This window comes from Methylolobus aquaticus (assembly GCF_054172105.1).
The window spans coordinates 123,986-144,338 of sequence record NZ_JBSYXP010000007.1 but is presented as its reverse complement, the minus strand read 5'-3'; the positions used below and the strand labels follow the sequence as shown (position 1 = coordinate 144,338).

Here is a 20,353-nt window from a genome sequence, read left to right as displayed (position 1 = left end):
TTCAGGCGACTTTCGAAAGCGTGTATCGCTGCTCCATCAGGATCGCGGCAAAACGCAGGCAGGCCTTGATGTCCTCCGCTTCCAGACTCGGATATTGACGGAGAATTTCGTCCGCGCTGTCCCCTGATCCGAGAAATTCCAGGACGGTCTGAACAGCAATGCGCTTGCCGCGAACCGTCGGCTTGCCGTGGCAGATGTTCGGGTCGATGACGATTCGGCCGTCTAGGAACGTCAACGCGTCGGTATTCATGATTACATTACCTCATGGTCCAATTGATGAAACCCGGGCACCAGAGCATCGGCATCGTATCGGTGCGGATCTGACTGAGCAAAGCCCAGGCTCGTGCCGTTGCCGCATCCTAGTCCTGTGCGTCCTCGACCGCTGGACCTCGCTGTCGATTCCGCTTCGCAGGTTTCGGTGGCGCTTCGTAGAGTTCTTCCAGATCATGGGCGATTGCGAGTGACTTGTCAGCCTTGCATTGGTCGCGCACCCGTCCCGGCCAGAGGGTGTAGGCGAGATGCGCCCAATCGTAGTCGCCCTTCTCGAGCTTCTGCCAGGTCTCCTTCAGCGTCTTCTGCCACTTCGAGAGGCGGAACAGCTTCCAAAGGGGTGCGGCGGTGATCTGCACGCCGTCATTCAGGTTCGGTTTCCAGGGAAGCTGGGCAAAGCGCAGCAATTCATTGCGGAAGTCCTGCAATTCCGCCTGCAGATCAGCCAGCCCTTCGAGGTTTCGTTCCTCGCTCTTGGTACGCACAGGCTTTTGGCGCAACCCCGCTAGCTGCTTGGAGACGTTGTCCAACTTGGGGTCAACGAAGTCATTCACTGCCGTGAACAGCGTCTGGTCGGTCAGCCGGTGGTAGTAGATCCAGAGTGTGTAGCCGCCGGAGGCGATGGACAGTGGCCAGTAGATCGGGGCTTGGCGGCGGCTTTTCGAGTAACGTTTCAGGTGGTCGGCGAAGAATCCGGCCGGCCGACGGAACCAGTCGCGCAGGGAGGTAACGCCGAGCAGTTCGCAGGCTTCCTGTTCCAGCGCGTCGGCGCGGTCGCCCCAGACCACAGCGAGGGCATCACGAACGCGGCGTTCGAGGTCGAGCGGGTGCTCCGGATCGTCCACGAGGATGCCGTCCCACGCCACGTCGAGCGGGTAACTGCCCTCGGCCCGCAACCGGCGGCCTGCTTCAGGCGAAAGCGGGAGACCGTCGTCGCCTTGGAGCATCCCGGGTGGGCAGACCGGCAACGGAGCAAACGGGTCCGGCAACTCCGGCATCGGCCGCTCACCCGTGGCATACCGGATGTCCCAGCGGCCGAACGCTGCGCCGATAAAATACCCAGATACGCTACCTGCAAAATCAGTCGCGGACGGAAATGGGATATCGCTCGGATCAGCAACGTCTTCGACAGAAATGCTATACCTACTCAGGTCGATACCGCTGGCTCCAAGCGAATGCGTACGGGCAACTGCGCCGTCAATGCACATCAACTCATGCACCATTTCGGCGTGCATCCGGTTACAGCTATTCACAAACTCCTTAAACAATGTTTCTAAACTAAGCGCGTTCGGGACAAACGGTATGACGAAATTGTTATCGCGCTCATCCATGCGAAATCGTGACCGCTTCATCGTCAAAATTCGCTTCGAAGACTCCGAGATCACTTCACGAGAGTCTTCCTCAGGTGCAATCCAAGCGACGGCCTTCGTATGCCCGACTGTGTAGGAAAACTTATGAGCTTGGGTGTGAATTGCTGCCCGAACCCAAGATGAGTTAAGAAATCCAAGAAGGTAGAGCGCGTCATGCGGATTGGTCGGCAATACGACGGGCCCGTTAGAGGAGAACATGCACGATGTTGGGTGTGTGCGAAACGCAATAGAGGGCTCACCCCGACGAGAGAACGACAGGCCGGGCTTGAAAAAGAATGACTCACCTTGTCGTGCTTGGGCAGTCTGTCCGTTTACTTGCCGGTTGCGCTCGCCGAGTTCATCACCATTTCCAGCCCACTTCACGATGTTATAGTATGGATAGTAAAAGAGATTGAACTCAGAGCTCTGCGCTACAAAGCACCAAGTCTTCTGCTTGCCGATATAGTCCGGAGTCACCTCCCACCAGACTCGGCGAAACCTCTCGTCGTCGAATGTTTTTCCTCCCGTCCGGCTCACACAGATACCAGATTCCTCAAGCCCGTCGGAGCCTGAGGACAGAACGTCTTCGAGTCCGCTGTCAAGTTCGTAACTGAGACGAGATTTAGGAACACTGTAGAAAGCGCTACGCAGTCTAAATACGTACCTACGTTCGTCACGCAGGACCTCCGGTGTAAGGGATTCACCCCTGACTTTGATGAACTGAATGAATTGTTGCGTTGTAAGTCCTGAAAAAACTTGTGCTGTCGAATCGACCCACGCGCCATCCATTACGTCTAACCCCAAGTCAGCGACCACCCTTAGGCCTGGAATCGCGACCATGGATCGGAATTTTTCGGCGTCTTTGACGGATAGGTAGGATCGGGAGGTTATTGCTCCAACTAATACGCACTTATCCCCGAGCCCGAGACCGCGATCCATGAAGGCGATGCCAAAGTCGGAGTAGGCATTAGGGTATTGGGAGACTGCGTATCGATATGTTGTCGCGCCCATCAGCCCGAACGGCGGATTCATCACCACCACGTCGTAGCGTTTGCGGCAGACGTCGATGAAGGCGAAGCCCTGCGCGGCGTCGTCGGCGAAGAGGCGGCGCTGGAATCCGCCGCCGTTCTCGGCCTGCTCGGCGTAGGCTTCGAGCGCGTCGTAGATCCGCTGCTCGGCCTTCTGCCAGAACTGCTCGTCGTTCAGCCCGCGGAGGTCGAATTGGGCCTGTGCGGGCAGCTCATTGACCGGGAACAACTGGGTCTGCCGGGGCGCAGACTGGCTGTGCGCGAGGGCGCGCGCCTCGACAATTGCAGTGCGAATTTCCTCCTCGATGCGGAGCAGGGAACCCGCTTCGCCGGCCAGGGTCATGCGCTCGAAGATCTTTTCCAGCAGGAAGGCAAACGCTGGCCGCTCGCCGGCCGGGAACTGCTGCTCGACGAACTCGCGGAGCAACTCCTTTTCGCCCGGCATCGGCTCCGCACAAACGATATTCGAGCGGGTGATGCGGGGCCGGTTGGCGGGAGCCACGCCCGCTTCATGCCAGGCGCGTTGGGCACGCAGCCAGAGAGATAGCCCGGCGATTTGCACGGCGCGCGGGTCGATGTCGATACCGTGGAGGTTGTACTCGATGATCAGGCGCGGCACTTCGCGGAGGAACGCGTCCTTGTCGGAAAAGGACGCGGCGAATGCGACGAAGGGCGCGAAGGTCTCGTGGGAGTTAGCGGCGTCGTCCGGGCGTTGGGCGATTTCCCAGGCCTCGCCATAGATGACGGTGAAGAGGTCGAAGGCGTAAAGGCCGAAGTGCATGGAGCCGCAGGCCGGGTCGAGCAGCCGGACTTCGCGCGGGTCCTTGAGCGGGCGATACGGGATGTAGACGGGTTGCCGGAGCAGTTCGTCTTGGGACAGATTTTCTGCTGCGCTCGCTTCACTGCTGGTAGCAGCCTCGCGCTCGGCATCGCCGGGTTGCAGGAAAATCTCGGTGGGCCGGCGGACCAGATAGCGGCAGCGTTCGCCCAGGGCGGTCCCGCCACGGGTCATCTCATACCAGAGGCGGCCGAGGGTGTTGTCGGTGAGGAACTCGACGACGTAGCGCGGGGTGAAGAACTGGTTACGTACCGCCAGTTCCCGGCTGCTGCGCGGTGCGGACGATGCATTGCGCATCTTCTTTCGCTCGGCCGGATCATTGTAGTACTGGTAGATCCAGCCGATGGTTTCGTCCTCGGCCCAAAGCGGTTCGATCGCCGGCGCGCCGAGCAATTGGAAGAGGGCCATCAACGCGCCCTCGCGCGGAAAAAGTCGCCCCTGCCTCGAGTAGCGGTCGAACAGCACGGGCAGGTTCAGCGACAGTTCGTCGAACAAGCTCAGCAGAAAGCGGTGATAGCGTTCCGCGGTGTCGCCGAGCGCGGGGCCCGCGAGCTGCGAGTACAGCCGGAAGGCCTTGGATTCGAACCCCTTGGCTACGGATTCGACGATCAGGCCGCGGGCTTCGGCCATGCGCACGGCCGCCAGGCGGTTCAATACGGTGAAGGACTGTTCGCGCAGCAGCCGGTCGAGCGCGTCCAAGTCGCTGCCGCCGGGATTGGATTTCCGGTAGTGCTCGACGATCTGCCGGAGCACCTGTGCGGTCCCACGCCGGGCATCGTCGATGTCGCCCAGTTGCTCGATGGCCGTCAGAGTGCCGGAGACCGGATCGAGGCCGTAGTCGTTCTGGAGTTGCCGGGTGAATTCAGCGACGAGCAGATTGCGCGCCTCGGTTACGAACTTTTCCAGCAGTCGGCGGGTGGGTTGGTCGAAGGGCATGAGTCCTCAGCGCCGAAAAATGGTAATCCAGGGACCTAGGCCCGACACAGAGCAGACGCTATCGGTCAAAACGTCGCTCCTCGTATTTTCGGGCTTCGCACGGGCGAAATCGTCACTGCTATCGAGAACGCCGCCTAGACGCACGCGGGCGGATTCCAAGGCAACCGAGCGATCACTCGTTCGCTCCGACGCGATGGCTTTCGGGTATTGCCGCGTACATTTTTTTACAGCTTTGCATGCCCTGCTTTCCGCTAGTCCCCGATGTCCTGGACCTCGATGCGTATTTCCATGTCCGCGTACGACGCACATTCTTCTCGCACGCCCTGGAGTTGCCGGATCAGGTCATCGATTTCCTTGCGTGTCCTTAAAACATGAGCGACGTTGACCGACCGGGAAAGTTTCGGGTAGCGCACGTCGCCCCTGCCATGGTCAGGGTCCATATGCTCCCATCTCTGCTCTTCGCCTTTTCGGGCGATCCAGGACTTGAGTTCGCTGAGCCGATTCTGGATGTCGAACTCGCGCGCGATCAGTTGCGTCAGACCTTCGAGATCCTCCGCCGGGTCGAGTAGCAGCTTTTCCAAGGTATCGAGCGCGTTGCCCTGCTCCTCGGTGGTCAAGATCGACCAGTCCGGCAGCCGCTTGAGATCCTCAGCGCCCTCACTCAAGCGATCCTTCTGCCGGGCCGCCAATGCAATCACCGCATCGCGCACACGGCTCTGAAGCCCGGTCAACTGGCTGGTGAGATCGGGGCCATGCTTGAAGAAGTCGTCAGAGGACAAGCGCTGCGTCGCCAGGGCCAGATCTTCGGCGGTGTCTTGCCGCAATTGCCCGGGGATGCCACTGTCGGGCAAGGCCGCGATGCCCTTCAGGTGCTGCTTCAAGGTTCGGACAGTCGCTTCCAGTCCTTGTGCCAGAACTCGGTTGGCTTCGCGTGCCCACACCAGGTGGCCGTAAAGCAGGGAGTCCGGGACACCCAGCCGCTGGGGCGATTCGGATGCGTCGGCGAACAGCAGGTCGGCCAAATCGTTGTTCAGGGTCTCGATGCGAGCGACCCCCGGCAAGTCGAGTGCGCGGAGTTTCTCTGCAAGCGGGCCGAAGTCCTTCTGCAAGAGCGCAAAGGCTTTCGAGGCCGCCTTGCAGATATCGTCCTCCAGCGGCAGCACCGTGTCACCGGTCAATTCGGTCAGTCGCTGTGCCGCCCGCGCCAGCACATCCGGCGCTGGCTGATCGCCCCGCAGTAGCACACCCACTGAGCCGAACGACTTGTTCGTCTTCAGCGCGTCGATGGCCTGGGGGCCGTTGACGACAACCTCTTTTCCGGAAACCTTTAGCTTGATGCCGCTACCCAACAACAACACGGCCACCAAATAGCGCAGGGTGTCGGGGGACCAGCCGAAAGGCGCCGCGGCGAAATGATCGATCAGGCCCTTGCCGTCGATCGAACCGCGACTATCGAGAAACTCGCGAATACTGACCAGTGGCTTGGCGGCCGACTTGATCGTGGCCTTCCCGCCGGAGGTCTCGATCAGACCCAGCGGGTCCGTCTTTGCCGTCACCGAGGCCAGATTGGCCGTACGGAGCAGCTTCTCTGCGAGATCGGTGTCTACCCGGATCGCTGCCTCGCCGTAGCGCTCAAACACTTGCGATGCCACACCACCCAGATGCTTTTTCGCCGCTTCTAAAATGTCCGCGTCCAACGCAGCGACCGCCGTATTCTCGCCGCGGAACAGAAACGAACCTTGGGCCAAAGTGCGCTTGAGCAGGCGCTCCAGGTCGGCCGTCAGTTTCGCCGAGCGATCGAGCTGGGCGGCGCAGTATTCACGGATCTCTTGGTCCGGGTCGGTGCGATGAATTTCGGCAATGCGCTGACAGCGATAGATCTCGCCGATCAACTCGTCGACTTGCGGATCGCTGCGGGTCAGCAGATAGACCGTCGACTGGGAGCCTCTTTGCCGGGATTCGTCGAGCAGCGCGGCACGCCGGGTTTCGTAGTCCGACGGATCGGCGAATTCAATCACGGTTTGCACCGGTTCGCGCTCGCCCGAGATCGCAGCCGTCAATGTGCCGGATTGAAGCTTGAGTCCTGAAGTGACGGCAAGGGTGTTGTGCAGCCGGGTGCTGGGGCCTGGCAGGGCCCCTCGCAAGCTCTCGCTGAAAATGCGCCGCTGCTCCATCGCGCGGACGGGGATGTCCGCACGCTCCTGTTCGATGTCCAGCAGTTTCTCGCTCAGGAAGCACAAGCTGCCGTCCTTCTCACCGAGCGGCACGAGCGGGTCCTTCTGCATGGCCACGACCGCGCCACGGATTTCTTCGAGCCGGGACGGTGCCTGAACCGTTGGGTGCATCAGGGCTGCGAGGTTCTCGACAGTTACCGGCAGATTTCCGAGGATCTGCAGCACCGCAATCGATTTGGCGATCTCCTGATGGAAGTCCGAATCCGGAAAGCGGATGAAGGCTTTTTCGGCGGATTTGGAGATCGACGGAAAGGCGCGCTTGATGTCCTTGTCCAGCGCGTCGAATAAGGTGACGGTATTCGCCAGCCAACCGACCTCGCGATCGGCAACGGGCGGTCGCGAATCCTCGCTTTCGATCAGGATGTCCTGGATGACCTTGATCGCGGAGCGCAAGCCGATGCCTCCGGTGGACTTGGCCAGCGCACCCAGCAGGTGAAGCAGGATGTCAAAATGGGCGGGAAGGAATGGGTAGAGATTGACGAAGGTCTCGCGATCGAGCTCGGCGTCATAGTACTTCGCATCCTGGAGTTTCGTGGCGTGCCGCAGCGACTGTCCGTGGTCACTGAAAAGCTTGCCGAGCGCGGTTTCGCCTGCCGGCGATTTCGCGAGCAGGCGCTTGTAGCAGATTTCCCGGATATCGCTCGATTCCAGATCGATCTGGATGGGGAAGCGGTCTTTGAGCCGGTAGAGCTCCGGCGCATTTAGGTGGGCCCGGGGATCGTCTTCAGTGAGCGTTTGCTGTGCCGTCGCAATGATCCATGCCTTACCCTGGCCAATCGCCTTCAGGTTCTGCGCCAGGCCCTGGAGATTGAGGATCAGGTTCAGACGCGAGGCAACGTACTGGCCCACTTCATCGACGATGAACAGAATGTGCTCTTTGCCGGAACGCCGGCGGATGATGTCCAGCATTTCCGCGACGCGGCGGTCTTCGAAACGGAAGGTCTCTTCGATGTTGGTTGTGAACGACGTGGGTGAGGAATAGAACTGCGGGTAGAACTCGTGAGCGAGTCGCGGAACGATCTCGTCCATGACGAGGGGATCGTTGTGGACCGATTCCCAGGGGATTCCTTCGAGGATTTCACCTGCGCGCGCCTTGAACGCGTCGTAGCGTCCATCCTGTTCGAGCCGACGCTCCAGCGAGGCAAGTTTCACGTTTTCCGAATAGCCGGCCCACTGCAGGACTTTGTAGAAAAGAACCGTCGATACCTCCAGCATCGTGGCGCCCGCGAGCATCTCACTCGCGAGATCGAGCATCACCACCGCCGCCGGGAAGCGCTGGGAGACGGCCGACAGCAGGGCTTTGGCTTGCGGCGTGTGCAGACGATCCTGCAAGTGTTTCTGAAACGGGATGTCGTCGATGACGGTTTGCCCGTCCAGGGCCAAACCAATGTATTTGGTGAACGAGCTCTTGCCTGACCCGTAGAAGCCGGACACCCAGACGCCGATCTCGTTATCCGCAGCGGCGTCCATCGCATCCTGCATCCGGCGCAGCAGCGTTTCGATTTGGCCCTCGATGCTCCGAGTGACGATGTATTCGGCAATCTCGGCCTTGAGTCGGCCGCTGCCGTACGTGATGACCTTTTCGATCGGGCGCTCGATGTTGCGGCTGGAGTCAAACAGATCGCGTATGAGCATGGAGAGTCCTATGTCAGAGGTCAGCCGCCCACGTGAACGGAGCGATAGTTGCCGTCTTCGGGATAGAAGCCCAGGAAACTGAGGCGCGTCCTCCCGGAACGCACGCCGGGATACAGGAACACCGTCGGAACGCGGAACTGGCCTTGCAATCGGCTTTCCAGGGCACCGATCCGGCAGTAGGGATGCAGCGCTTCGAGGTCTGTGACCAATAGGATCGCGTTCGGGGTGTTATCCAGCTTCGACAGAGCGGCTTCGAGACGCTGTTGCAGCGCATCACCTTGTGTCAGTGCCTGTCGGAGCGATTGATTCGTCTTGGCCCAATCCAACGGGGCCCGGCGGTCGCCGGCTAGCCAGATTTTTCGCAGCGGGTGACTGCCGAGTAAATCGGCTATCTCGGTCGCCAGCGAGAAAAGTTGTACCTGCCAGCCATCATTGCGGAGCTTCGCGACCCAAGCGGGCGTCTCTCGCTTCACTTCGAGAATCTGAGACGGATGGAAAACCAGGTAGTAGATTGGCTCGAAGCTGGCGTGCCCGAGATCGCGCCCGTGGCGGATGCGCTCCCGCAACTCGTCGAAGTTAGCCCTGAGCGAGGACATGACACAACGTTTCCATGTCGGGATATTTCCACGTCAGGCGGACCAGATCGCCCGCGGACTGCACGAGGAAGTGGCCCTTGAGTTGCTGTCGCTTCAATTCGTCAAGAACATCCTGTGCCCCCAGGCCGAACAAGGCCCAGTCCTCATGTTGAAGCAGGGTGTTGTCTCCCAATTTCTTGAAATGCAGGTTGTAAGCTAGGTATACCGTCATCGATGGGGTGATGTAAACAGGCTGGATCGTGCGCTTGTTGCGTCTGCCCGACTCGAGAAGGCCGTAGTCGGCACAACAGCCGGTGAGATAGCCCGCCCCGTTCTGGATCATGCTGTCTGACCAAGACTTCTGCATGTGACCGAGATCCAGCGCCTTTCGAATGAAGGCCGCCGCATCATCGTTGCTGATGGCCTGATGGCCGCCGGCGTAACGCTCCCAGTAAACCTGGCGGATGAAGTCAGCGAGAATGGCGTTCGCGCGGGCGGTGTAGAGCAGCAGCACCTGCTGTAGGTCGCGCCGAGGGAGGCAAGGCGCCAGTGCCTTCAAGTCCTTGGCTGGCTGCCCCCCGTCGACCAGGTAACGGGGTGCGAAACACTCCATGATGATGTTCCGGAGTCGCCGAGCGGTCACATTGGGAAATTGTCCCGAATCGCGCGCGCGCTCGTTTAGATCCGCGCTACTCAGGCCCGGCTCCCAGAGATCGAGCAACGCCAAGGTTTCGTTGATGAGTCCGAGCCCGGCGCCCAAGCGGCTTGTGTAGAGCTTCGAGGGTGTCACGCTTCTGTGAAGTAGGGAAAGCACCGGATGCCGCGGCGGAACGCATCGTGGTAGTGGCGAGCGACATCCTCGACCGCTTCACCCGACAATAGTGTTCGCCGCGTACCAACCTTTACTGGGCCGTCGGGTGCCACGAGCCCGCCTTGCGCGATCCGAGCCAGTTCCGCCATCGCCGCTTCACCGCAGGCGGTCGATTCTGTCAACGACTTGAGCATCGGCGTGCGCAGGGCGATCTCGTGAAGCTCGCGTTCCTGTTCCTCGGGTAAGCGAAACAAGTGGAAGACGCGCCCAATGCCGATGTGCTGGTCGTGTAAGCGGCGACCCGCCTCGACGACCCCGTGGTACGCAGCTGCCAAATGCGAGCGCGGGAATACCGGCTGCAGAAAGGCGGAGCTGCTCGCGGAAAAGAACGAGGACGGCCACCAGCCGTGCTGGTCCTTTTCTCCGAGGTAGCCGACGACAGTCCGAAGGCAGAGGTAGGTTTCGATGGTGTTCAGAAAGCCACTCCTTTTTTGAGCTGTTTGAGATGAAGCTGAGGACCTCTTTGGTTGTCGCAGCGCTCACAGGCCATGCTTTTTCAAGTATTCGTCCAAATCGATATAGAGAGTGTCTGCGCCGAGCGCGGGCATGGCAGCTATAAGACGGTCGGTCAACTCGCGTGCGGTAGAGCACAGCGTGGGATCAGCATGACTTCGCGGCCAAGTCTTGTGAATAAGCTTGAGTACTTCTCGAGGAAACAACTCCGGTAGCTTTGTCTCGCTAACAGCATCGGTAACTGGAAAATGGCCGTTAGCTGGAACTAGGACCGTGTCGATTGCCGTTAGGGCTTGAGGAAACGCATTCCCGGTCGCGGCGGCGACTGCGCTAAGCCACTCAGATATTCTTGGATCGCGAAACTCGAAATCCTTCGGCCACGCATCGAGAAACCAGGGTGCAACTCGCTCTCCCCAAATCGCAGCGCCTTGTATCGGGTCTTGGGGCATGATTCTCCAGAGATGTTCGGCGGCGAGTTGACGTCCTTCCGAGTCAGTTTTCCGAAGCAAATCGCGAGCCTCGGAACTCGATAGTGCACCTTGAAATTCCAAAGATGCCATGATGAACATCTGCCAAAGGAGATCCCTGGAATCATGGATATCGCTGGCATGCTCGAGTATGGAGTCGAAGAAGTCAGGCTTCAGAGCAAGAAACAATTCCGTTGAGCATGCGCCGCTTGACAGAAAGCCTCGCCAGACAGCGGATGCTTCGGCCGGCTCGGACCAGGAAAACCACGGCAAGATGTGCGCTTTCGTCCAGTCCGGAGCCAATGCAAAGAGAGTCTGTAGGTGCGACGCAAGGATTACTCTGCCGAATCGATATCCGCATCCCGAAGTGTCTGTCAGCTGAGTCAGGTGCGGCTCAATTTCCGGCGGCAGCCCGGCACCGATCGCTGGCGCACGAGCGTACAAACGCTGAAGCAAAGCCTCCGTCAGTAGACCAGGGGCTTCGTTGATCGCAGCCAGGACCGGATCGCCACTCCCCCAATGCCCATATGAGCGCGGGCTTTCATATAGGGCCGGCGTGAGTTTGCGCCAGAGTTCCCAGAAAGGGCTCTCACCTTCCACGGCAAGTTCTTTTGTGGCTTCTGGTAGCCAGAAGCCGATCGCCCAAGCGACGGTCCGCTCTACTATGAACTCATCCGCCGCGTTCAATAGCATTGCAGAAACGACTTCGAAGGCGGGCAGCTTGTCTTCCGATTCCCTCAGTCCAAGGAGTGTCTCCCGCCATACATCGGCAATCCACTTTCCCTCCGCGCACAGATGCGTGAGCGCTTCTACACCTCGCTGCCAATCACTTTTCACGGCACGCATCCATTCATTCAGGACTCCGTCGCGATCGGGCTCTTTGTCAGTCTCGTCGCGTAGGTATTTCAGGACATCCTGAAGCGGCATGCTGAGAAAATCCTCGGCGGTGATGTCGACCGAACGCCCAGCACTTCGTGTCCACCAAATAGGGAACAATTCCCTATCGTCATCCGAAAGTATCCAGCCAGGGTGAGTTGCCTGTAGGGCAGCTAGCTGTTCCTCCGCTTGCCCACCCAAGGCCTCACCACCCTCCCTTTTTAGCAAAGCGAGCCGAAGCCAGATTGAGCGTTCCCTGCTTTCCCCGTCATCAGCATCGTCCCCCAAGAGGTTGGATGGGCCGGCTAACACGTAATTGATCATGGTGTGGCGTTGCGCCCCATCTGGTGACTTCCACAACTCTCGCAGGAGGAAGAGGCTTTCTGGGAGATACCGAGACTCCCAGAGTCTATTCTCGCTGAGCAAAAATTCAGTCCCTTCGGCCTTGAAGAGAACACCTGCGCTCGCATACGCATGCAAAGCCAGCCTTTGGAAGAGCGGATAAGGCATCGAGCGCCACCGAGAGACCATAGCTCGCGCATCGTTCGGCGCAGTCTTCAGCATCGCGAGCCAAGCATCTCTGACCAAATCAATATAGGCAATCCACGTCCCGACGTCGCGGTTCCGGGGATGCGCGCGAATCGCTGGGCGTCGCAGGTACGATGGATCGCGATTTTCGTCCGCGCGGTCTACGAGCGCAAAGAGGTCAAGTGCTCGCTTCAGCAGGCTGCTCAGATCATCTGCCAATGCCACAAGCAGATTCTCACGATTCGGGCAATCTCTAATGGCACTGACCACTTGTGATATATGGCTTCCACACGCTGGAACGACTTGTCCATCCAGGTACTCGCGGATCGAGGTCGCATTACCATCACCCTCGATTCCCTGAGATTCTTGATCGAAGAATCGATTTGTCCGGGCGGGTTCCAGCCGCAACACCGGGGCAATTAGGCGCAACGCATCGTGGATCAAGAGCGGATCCTCCGCGTCTGTCCTCAGCCTTTTTCGTAGACGGGCAAGTTCCGTCAGTTCACCAGCCGGCGCACGCAGAGCCGAATTGGTCAGAATTCGCCAAGCGCGCTTGAGGTGTGGATCACACAAGGGGGCAGCGGTCGTGTCTGTTGACTGTTCGGCGGATTGGTCAAATTCATGCAGTCTCTCATCTATGTGCCGCCGGAACTCAGCGGTCAAAACTCCGCCATCGAGCACCCAGTGCAGAAGCTTTCGGTTACCCAGGTGTCGGCTCGCCCATCTCATGATGAACTCGGAGTTCTCATGCGACCCGGACCCGACTATCCCAACATCCCAGCTTGTGAGCGGAAAAACCCTCTGCACGCCTGAAACTCGACGGAGAAACCCCCATTCCTCAAGCAGTGGGAGCCACTCGATGGGCGCAGGTGGTTCCTGCTTGGAGAAATGTGCCGCTGCCGCGCGGCTTGAAAGCGCCCACTTGACCCCTTCAATAGTGGGAGTGATTGGGCCAACCGGAACGATACTCGCTGCCTGCGTGACAAGTTTTACTTGCGTATTCAGTCCGTGTTTCTTGCGCTGTGCCCACTCAGCCAAGGAGTCGTACAGAAGGCTGTGATCATGGTCCGGGCGGATGGCATAAGGTATGGCATGGACGCCTTTCGCTTTCCATCGTGCGCGGAGTTCAGACTCAGGATAGGCGCCATGATCGTAACCATCGAATGCCCAAGCGATCGGCTTCGGCGATGCGCCTTCCACTGACGGATCTTGGTCAGCAGCAAAAGCGTCCAGAAGGTAGCGCATAACCGGATCATCGGCGCTGTAACCGATAAATAGAACAGAGAAGTTCTTAAATAGCTCAGTGACAAACCGGCTCGCCCACCGATGCGTGATATAAGCCTTCCCGAAATCCCCGCTTGTATAAATCAACTCTTGTATCGAGGGATCATCCTTATTTGCTCTAACTGGTATTTTTCCGTGGAGATAAACCAGACTCTGCCACCGACTCGTTTCTGGTATCGGTAGCTTCGGGGCAGCATCCGACGAGACTTTGTAACCGAGCCTTTTCGCGGCCTGCTCGAAAAGTCGATCAAAATTCGTGGTGACTAACCGAAATCCGCTGCCGCGCAATCTACCGAGTTCCAGAATTGACTGATGTCTATTGTGCTTGCCGCGCCTTGTCAGGATCTTGACTACCACAGCGCGGACGCAGGCCCTTCCTATCCGCCGTTCAAGGAGATGCAGTGTACGGTCGAAGGCTCCCTGCTCGAACGCAGTCAACTCGGGGCCCTCTCGCTTCTCATGCAGTTCGCCGTAAACCTTCTGAACCAATGTCTCGAAATCAGGCATCGCGGGCATTGAAATCCCGGCGCCGCAGAACAATACGAGTTGTTCAGCCTCAAGAGCGTGAATCAATTCGTCCGGAATATCCGGGCCATCGGAAATCAGGCGCATTGAGTTTGTAAGGTTTGAAACGATCGATGGTGATCTTCGCTGGAGCCCAGCATGTTGAGGTCGCTCCCGAGAGACCTCTTTCAGCGCAGTCCGTTGGCAGATGCGTGGCACCGCCAGTTTATCGCTTCCCCATCGAGTTTGCTGGCGGCTTGTGAGCGTTGAGAATCCTTGTCAATCTCTGGCAATGACTGGAGGCACCAAGGCGCTAAAGGGCCCGTTCGGCTAATGATGCAGGTCCCGATCGCCCGCAGCGACTGGCCCTGGCGTGTTCAGTAGCGCTAAGCAGCCCTCGGCGACCGTGACAAGTGATTGACGTTGCGGGAGGGACGACGACGCATGTGCGGCGGACGCTGCCGCGACCTCTTGCCGGAACAAGCCGTTCGGTTCCCTCTCGTTATGAACCGGCTTCTTTGGAGATTTCTCTGCTAAGGGGACCCCGCCCCCTCGCGCCGGCCAGAACAATAACGGCTTTCCCGGCTGATCGCCGCAAACCTTCCGTGATTGTTCTGGCCCTTGCTACCCCCCGGTCTCGCCGACGGGCAGGCCCGCAGCCGCTGCTGCAGACCACACCCGATAAAGGAGCAAGACCATGCGCAAGACGACTTCCCCGAAGCTGGACCTATACACCCGCGTTACGGACAAGATCCTGGCCGATCTGGCCCAGGGCGTTCGCCCCTGGCTGAAGCCCTGGAACGCCGACAACACCGTCGGGCGGATTTCCCGCCCCTTACGGGCGAATGGCACCCCGTACCGCGGCATCAACGTGCTGCTGCTGTGGGGTGCAACCCTGGAGAATGGTTACCGGAATCCGACGTGGTTGACCTTCAAGCAGGCCGATGCACTGAGCGCCCATGTGCGGAAGGGTGAGAAGGGCTCGCTGGTCGTCTACGCCGACACTTTCCGCAAGACCGAGACGAACGAGGCCACCGGCGAGGAGACCGAGAAGGATGTCCCGTTCCTGAAGTCGTACACGGTGTTCAACGTCGAACAGATCGAAGGCTTGCCGCCTGCGTACTATGCGACCGGTGAACAACCCATCGAACCCGAAGCGGGGCGCGATGCGCGCTTGGAAGTATTTTTTAAAGGAACTGGTGCGATCGTTCGCCATGGCGGGAATCGTGCCTATTACACCCCGGTCACCGATCACGTGCAGATGCCGCCGTTCGCGGCCTTCGAGGACGGGGAAGCGTACTACTCGACCCTGGCCCATGAGCTGACGCACTGGAGCGGAGCGGCCTCCCGTCTGGACCGTGATTTCGGCCGGAAGCGCTGGGGCGATGAAGGCTATGCGCTGGAAGAACTGGTCGCCGAGTTGGGCGCCGCGTTCCTCTGTGCCGATCTCGGCATCACGCCGGAGGTGCGGGAGGATCACGCGGCCTACATCGGTTCGTGGTTGCAGGCCCTGCAGAACGACAAGCGTTGTATCTTCACCGCGGCGGCCCATGCGCAACGGGCCGTGGACTTCCTGCTGGCAACGCAGACGTCGGAGTCGGCCGATACCGAGACCACCGAACCGGTCAACGTAGCGGCGTGACCGCAGATCAGGACACCGGGCGGGCCCCTTCCCCGCCCGGCGCTCCGCCGGCGCGGCCGCGTTCCGGGAACGGCAACGCGGCCGCTTTTGAGATGAGCGATCGCGCCCGCGGCGCCATCGCGCGGATATTGAGCCCGGCGCGCGGGATTCCGCTGTTCGCCGAAACCCGCGCGCCTCGCCTCACGTCGTCACCCGCCGTGAGGGAACAGCCAGAAGAGTGTCAGCGCGGTGAGCGTCAGCAGACTGACGCTCAGTTGCAGGAGCAACAGCCCGCGCAGTTGGGTCACCACGTTCTGCACTGCGCCAAATTCCACGCGCACCGCGGCGGTCACCGCGGTGCGGTGCTGTTGGACACTCGCCGCCACTGCCGCGCGGCTCGCCTCACCCGCCTGCTGCAGCAGGACTTGCGCGCGCTGCTGGCTTTCCTGGATCCAGTGCTGGGACGCGCCGGCCATGTCCGTCCGAAATTCCTCCAAAAGTTGGTGCTGCGCTTCCCGACTCTCCTTGATCAACCGCTCGTTCAGCGTCGCCAGGATCATCACCGGATCATCGCGGCTGACAGCGACGCCGTGCCGGGTGGCGATCTCGCCGATCAGCGCATCCACATCCATTACAAGACGCCCGAGGCGGTGATCTCCTCGAACAGCGCCTGGCGATAAAGCTTCAGACGCTGACGAATCGCCAGGGAACGGTCCGGGGAGGCCAGCGCTTCGTCGAACGTCAGCCGGGCTTTCAATAGATCCTCGACATCCCGGCCAAACGTGGCCGCTTGCATGGCCGGGATCGTGATCACCGCCGCGATGCGGGCGCGATGCTCCAGATAGCCCTTGAACTGCCAGAACGGCTTACCGTCACTCTCAATCGGGCCCCAGTAGGGATTCAGCCACACGACGAACGTGGCCGGATCCGGAAACTGGCTGATCAAGTGTGAGAACCCGCTGACCGTGTCGACCAGCGCCTGGCCGCCGGTCACGACGGTATGGATGACCAGTTCGTGACCCTGCTCGGCGAGCAAGGCCGGAGTCTGGGTGATCATCAGATAGTTCACCAACGGCACGAACGTCGCGGCACCGTTGTCGACGATGGCATCGACCTCGGAACTGGCCAGCCAGTCGAGCAAGGTATCGAAGTTCCGGACGTCGATCTCATCGCCGTTCAGCAGACTGAGCTTGCGGACGTTCAAGGCGCCATAGCCGGTGAATGTCGCGTTCATCGGATCGGTATCGATACACAAGGGCGTTTTGCCTTGCGCTTGGTGGTACTGCGCCAGCATCGCGCTGATGAAGCTCTTGCCGACGCCGCCTTTGGCTTGCAGCACCAGGTGGATCTTTGCCATCAGACCAGGTCCTCTTTCTTGGGTTGGGGGTTCAGGGTGAAGCCGGTCGTGGGCTTCGGGCGGGAATGACCGTCCGGCCGATAACCGGCGGATGGGTTCGGGGCCACTGATGGAGCGGGAGGCACGACGGGCTCCCGGATCCAGCGGTTGACGTACTCGCAGAACGCCTGATAGCCGACGCGGATCCGGCCTTCGTCGGACAAGGTGCGCCAGATGTCCTTGACCGACCAGCCAGCGGCCAAGGCTTGCGCGATCTCGTTCTTCTGCGCTAGAAACGCAGCGCGCTGAACGCCGCGCCCTGCGCCGGTGGCGGGCCCGAGGCGAGCTGCAATGCGGTCTGCGAGTGGTTTCACCATCGGCCCAATATTCCGATGCGCCGCCGCTCGAGAATAGGGGGTAAGGTGACGAGTTTCGGGAGCTTTCTCGGATTTTGCGAGCCGCGGCGGTGCGCGTCAGCGCTTCGCCGTGGTACGCACTGCCAGCGCGGTGTAGTTGTCGGCGGCGCCGGGCGCATCGGCGGCCTGCGCCGCCGCGAGTGCCGCCTCCAGCTGCGACAGCCAATCCGCGGCGGTTGTCGTCGCCCGCAGCGCCTCTTCCATGACCGGCACCGTCAGGTATTCCCAGAAACCGTCGGTGCACAACAAAAAGGCATCGTCGGGTGTCAGGACTAGCGGACCGGATAATCCCGGCCGTGGTTCGTCCGTTTGGCCCAGGGCCTGCAGAATCACGTGCCGGCGCGGAAACGTGGCGCGCTGCGCTTCCGCCAAGGCCCCGCGCGCAATCATCAACTCGACCAGGCTGTGGTCTTCCGTGCGGGCTTGCAGCCGCCCGCCGCGAAAGTGGTACAGGCGCGAATCGCCCACGTGGGCCCAGGCGGCCTGACCATCCGCGATCACCAACGCGACGATGGTCGAGGCCATGTCGGCGGCGCCGGGACCCGCCGAGCGCCCCGCGGCAACTGCATCATGTGCTGCCGCGACGGCCGCGGCGAGCCACTCCAAGGGGTTCCGCGGCGCATCGAATGCCTGCACCACGGCCTCCACCGCGAGGTGGGCGGCGACATCACCGGCACCCTGGCCACCCACGCCGTCGGCCACGACCCAACACCCGGTCGCCGGCGCCGCAATCAGATGATGGCCGAACGCATCCTCGTCGCTGTACCGTCCACCGATACCATGGCAGGACGCGATATCGAAGCCGACGCCGCCTATTTCCACCGGTCGTCGCTTGAAGAAATTCAGCAAGCCCATGGGTGTGTTTCGCGACCGATGCGGTTCCATGCGGTTAATGGTATACTTCGCGATTGGGGCTACAGTAGGATGTCGTGATTGCAGCGAACCGTATCGACACAAACTCGTCCCACGACGAGATCACGCAAGCACCCGGCTTTACGTTGAGGGTTACAGCGTTAATAAGTTAACGGACACGAACTAAACGGAAACCATCACTATTCCACCCGCTCAGTTTTTTACCCTCTTCGGATGTAGAAAGCACACTAGTTTGACCCTGCCAACTACCGCCGAGATTGCTGGCACAGATCACAAGCTTTCCAGCCTCTCTGATCTCTCCAGCTTCTTCAAGCTTTCTTAAAGATTCCTGAAGGCCAGAACAGTCAAAAGTCGCGAATTCATTCACGTTACCAAGCATATCAAATATACCCAAATAATTCCCCGGCTTACGGCCTACAGGATGCGTACGCTGCCCTGAGTTATACTCACCCCATGACACATCATGCGCGGTATCGTAGTCACATTGTCCACTAACTGCCGTTTCCTTTTCTGCATTACAGGCGTATAGCCACTCCTCCCGTGTGGGCAGCCGATACTCATGTCCTGTTCGATCCGAAAGCCACGCTGCATAGGCCACTGCCTCGCGCGGATCTAGGCAGGTCACGGGGTGATCATCTGTCTGATCGAACCCAGGCTCGCGCCAACTCCCCTTTACCTCGCTCACTTTGCTTCCGGTCCAGAGGCTGCAGTTGCTGTGGGTCGCATGGCCCGTTTCGGAAACAAAGCGAGCAAACTGCCCGCGCGTGACCTCGTATTTGCCGATTGCAATGTCGGTGCCGGGTAGGGGAATCATCTCCGGGCAATCCGCGCAGTCCTTGATGACTCTACCGCTCGAACGGCTCGCCGTGGGCTCCGCGTTACGCGCGGCAGCCGGCTTCCGCGGGGCCGCGGCCGCCTTCGGCTTAGGTTTCGGCTTGGGCTTCGGTTTCGCCGCCGCCTTCGGCGCCGGTTCCTCGTCCGGCAGGAAGGCCCAAACCGGACCCGCCGAAAGGCTCAACGCACAGACCATTACCACCACTCTTCTCACGACTCCTCCTTACGTGTTCGAAAAAACTGACCAAAGCCAGAGTGAGCCACCGCCTGCGGCCTAGTCAGCCTCCGCGGGCGGGGCTCGGCGGATACCATGATCCCCCGTGGACGCCCTATGCGGCCCTGTGCGCGCCCGCCCGTGAACCGAACGACCCCTGCACTTGCTCGAGCCAACTCGGCCGGCAGCCGCACCGCCGCGATCCAAGACCATAGGGCTACGCCCCCTGGACCCCCGCAAGCGGCAAAGCAGTAAAGCCGCACGCATTAACGCAGCGTCCTGGCAACACGGAACCCGAGGACGTCGAGCGCACCCCCGGTGGCGTGCCTGGCGCGTTCAGCGACGCGGACGCGGGCTGGTTCAAGGCCCCAGGAACCGCCGCGCACCACGCGCTCCCAGCAACCGCCATCCCAACAACTCTTGGTCCATTCCCAAACGTTGCCGCTCATGTCATAAAGGCCCCAGCCGTTCGGCTGCTTTCGACCCACCGGATGGGTGCGGCCACCCGCGTTGTCCTGATACCACGCCACCGCATCCACGCTCTCGCCCCCACAGTAAGTCATGTCACTCCCCGCCAGGCATGCCGTCTGCCATTCATCCTCGCTCGGCAAGCGATAATCCTGGCCGGTGCGGTCGCTCAGCCAGGCCGTATAGGCCGTGGCATCCTCCCAGCTGACGCAAACCACCGGATGATCGTCGCCCTGATCGAACCCGGGCGAACTCCAATTGGTTTGGGGGTTAGAACCACAATAAACCTCGCGCGTCGCGCGGCCCGTGGCGGCAACGAACTGCCGATACTGTCCCACCGTCACCTCGTACTTCCCCAATGCAATACCCAAGGACGGCAGCGACACCATCTCCGGGCACTCCGCGCAATCCTTGGTCCGTGGCGCGGCCCGCTGCGCCACGGGCTTGCGCGACGCAGCGGCTGCCTTCGGTTTGGGCTTGGGTTTCGGCTTGGGCTTCGCCTTCACCGCCGCCTTCGGCGCCGGCTCCGCGTCCGGCAAAAACGCCCAGACCGGGTTCGCCGCAAGGCCCAACACACCAATCATCACCAGCACTCTTTTCACGACCCCTCCTTTCCCGTTCACGCAGCACGCTGATCAAACCCAGAGTGAGCCACCGCCCGCGGCCCATTCAGCCAACGCGGGCGGGACTCGGCGGATACCATGATCCCCCGTGGACGCCCTATGCGCCCCTGCGCGCGCCCG

The 20,353-nt window shown here is 60.5% G+C and carries 14 protein-coding genes; 1 reads left to right on the top strand and 13 read right to left on the bottom strand.

Annotation, left to right across the window (positions count from 1 at the left end; all coding sequences use genetic code 11):
- Window position 1: 1 nt before the first annotated feature.
- The 7 genes from ACW73L_RS11465 to ACW73L_RS11435 all read right to left on the bottom strand — a co-directional run bounded on the left by ACW73L_RS11465 (window position 2) and on the right by ACW73L_RS11435 (window position 13,956).
- Window positions 2–250, bottom strand: a complete 249-nt coding sequence (locus tag ACW73L_RS11465) for a DUF433 domain-containing protein (protein ID WP_498922093.1) — start codon at window positions 248–250, stop codon at window positions 2–4.
- Between the two features lie 109 nt (window positions 251–359).
- Window positions 360–4,421 (bottom strand): BREX-1 system adenine-specific DNA-methyltransferase PglX, encoded by a 4,062-nt coding sequence (gene pglX / locus ACW73L_RS11460; RefSeq protein ID WP_498922091.1) that lies wholly within the window; start codon window positions 4,419–4,421, stop codon window positions 360–362.
- Between the two features lie 251 nt (window positions 4,422–4,672).
- A complete protein-coding gene (gene brxC / locus ACW73L_RS11455; protein ID WP_498922089.1) occupies window positions 4,673–8,290 on the bottom strand; it encodes a BREX system P-loop protein BrxC in 3,618 nt (1,205 codons plus the stop codon).
- 20 nt (window positions 8,291–8,310) lie between these two features.
- Window positions 8,311–8,886 carry a BREX protein BrxB domain-containing protein gene (locus ACW73L_RS11450; RefSeq protein WP_498922087.1) on the bottom strand — a complete coding sequence of 192 codons (576 nt, stop codon included), beginning with the start codon at window positions 8,884–8,886 and terminating at the stop codon, window positions 8,311–8,313.
- On the bottom strand, window positions 8,867–9,655 hold the full coding sequence (locus ACW73L_RS11445; protein WP_498922086.1) for a DUF1819 family protein: 789 nt from the start codon (window positions 9,653–9,655) through the stop codon (window positions 8,867–8,869). The genes ACW73L_RS11450 and ACW73L_RS11445 overlap by 20 nt, the downstream gene beginning before the upstream one ends.
- Entirely contained in the window at window positions 9,652–10,143 is a 492-nt protein-coding gene (locus tag ACW73L_RS11440; RefSeq protein ID WP_498922276.1) for a BrxE family protein, read from the bottom strand. Before ACW73L_RS11440 ends, ACW73L_RS11445 begins: the two co-directional genes overlap by 4 nt.
- Window positions 10,144–10,215: 72 nt before the next feature.
- Window positions 10,216–13,956: an SIR2 family protein gene (locus ACW73L_RS11435; protein ID WP_498922085.1), complete on the bottom strand. Its 3,741-nt coding sequence runs from the start codon at window positions 13,954–13,956 to the stop codon at window positions 10,216–10,218.
- Between the two features lie 589 nt (window positions 13,957–14,545).
- Here ACW73L_RS11435 and ACW73L_RS11430 point away from each other — a divergent pair.
- The gene (locus tag ACW73L_RS11430) at window positions 14,546–15,490 is read left to right on the top strand and encodes an ArdC family protein (RefSeq protein WP_498922084.1); all 945 of its coding nucleotides are present in this window, start codon (window positions 14,546–14,548) and stop codon (window positions 15,488–15,490) included.
- A 188-nt stretch (window positions 15,491–15,678) separates the two neighbouring features.
- Here ACW73L_RS11430 and traM read toward each other — a convergent pair whose 3' ends face one another.
- The 6 genes from traM to ACW73L_RS11400 all read right to left on the bottom strand — a co-directional run bounded on the left by traM (window position 15,679) and on the right by ACW73L_RS11400 (window position 20,212).
- Window positions 15,679–16,095, bottom strand: coding sequence for a conjugal transfer transcriptional regulator TraM (traM, locus tag ACW73L_RS11425; protein WP_498922082.1), 417 nt, complete (start codon window positions 16,093–16,095; stop codon window positions 15,679–15,681).
- 5 nt (window positions 16,096–16,100) lie between these two features.
- The gene (locus tag ACW73L_RS11420) at window positions 16,101–16,826 is read right to left on the bottom strand and encodes a nucleotide-binding protein (protein ID WP_498922081.1); all 726 of its coding nucleotides are present in this window, start codon (window positions 16,824–16,826) and stop codon (window positions 16,101–16,103) included.
- The gene (locus ACW73L_RS11415) at window positions 16,826–17,182 is read right to left on the bottom strand and encodes a TraK family protein (RefSeq protein WP_498922080.1); all 357 of its coding nucleotides are present in this window, start codon (window positions 17,180–17,182) and stop codon (window positions 16,826–16,828) included. The genes ACW73L_RS11420 and ACW73L_RS11415 overlap by 1 nt, the downstream gene beginning before the upstream one ends.
- A gap of 96 nt (window positions 17,183–17,278) precedes the next feature.
- Window positions 17,279–18,076, bottom strand: a complete 798-nt coding sequence (locus ACW73L_RS11410; RefSeq protein WP_498922079.1) for a PP2C family protein-serine/threonine phosphatase — start codon at window positions 18,074–18,076, stop codon at window positions 17,279–17,281.
- Window positions 18,077–18,242: 166 nt separating this feature from the next.
- Entirely contained in the window at window positions 18,243–18,908 is a 666-nt protein-coding gene (locus tag ACW73L_RS11405) for an SUMF1/EgtB/PvdO family nonheme iron enzyme (protein ID WP_498922077.1), read from the bottom strand.
- 500 nt (window positions 18,909–19,408) lie between these two features.
- The gene (locus ACW73L_RS11400) at window positions 19,409–20,212 is read right to left on the bottom strand and encodes a formylglycine-generating enzyme family protein (protein ID WP_498922075.1); all 804 of its coding nucleotides are present in this window, start codon (window positions 20,210–20,212) and stop codon (window positions 19,409–19,411) included.
- Window positions 20,213–20,353: the final 141 nt, after the last annotated feature.

Bases quoted from the DNA above. Each gene is read 5' to 3' on its own strand.
- ACW73L_RS11465 (WP_498922093.1), bottom strand. From the start codon at position 250: ATGAATACCGACGCGTTGACGTTCCTAGACGGCCGAATCGTCATCGAC.
- pglX (WP_498922091.1), bottom strand. From the start codon at position 4,421: ATGCCCTTCGACCAACCCACCCGCCGACTGCTGGAAAAGTTCGTAACC.
- brxC (WP_498922089.1), bottom strand. From the start codon at position 8,290: ATGCTCATACGCGATCTGTTTGACTCCAGCCGCAACATCGAGCGCCCG.
- ACW73L_RS11450 (WP_498922087.1), bottom strand. From the start codon at position 8,886: ATGTCCTCGCTCAGGGCTAACTTCGACGAGTTGCGGGAGCGCATCCGC.
- ACW73L_RS11435 (WP_498922085.1), bottom strand. From the start codon at position 13,956: ATGCGCCTGATTTCCGATGGCCCGGATATTCCGGACGAATTGATTCAC.
- ACW73L_RS11430 (WP_498922084.1), top strand. From the start codon at position 14,546: ATGCGCAAGACGACTTCCCCGAAGCTGGACCTATACACCCGCGTTACG.
- ACW73L_RS11420 (WP_498922081.1), bottom strand. From the start codon at position 16,826: ATGGCAAAGATCCACCTGGTGCTGCAAGCCAAAGGCGGCGTCGGCAAG.
- ACW73L_RS11415 (WP_498922080.1), bottom strand. From the start codon at position 17,182: ATGGTGAAACCACTCGCAGACCGCATTGCAGCTCGCCTCGGGCCCGCC.
- ACW73L_RS11410 (WP_498922079.1), bottom strand. From the start codon at position 18,076: ATGGGCTTGCTGAATTTCTTCAAGCGACGACCGGTGGAAATAGGCGGC.
- ACW73L_RS11405 (WP_498922077.1), bottom strand. From the start codon at position 18,908: ATGATTCCCCTACCCGGCACCGACATTGCAATCGGCAAATACGAGGTC.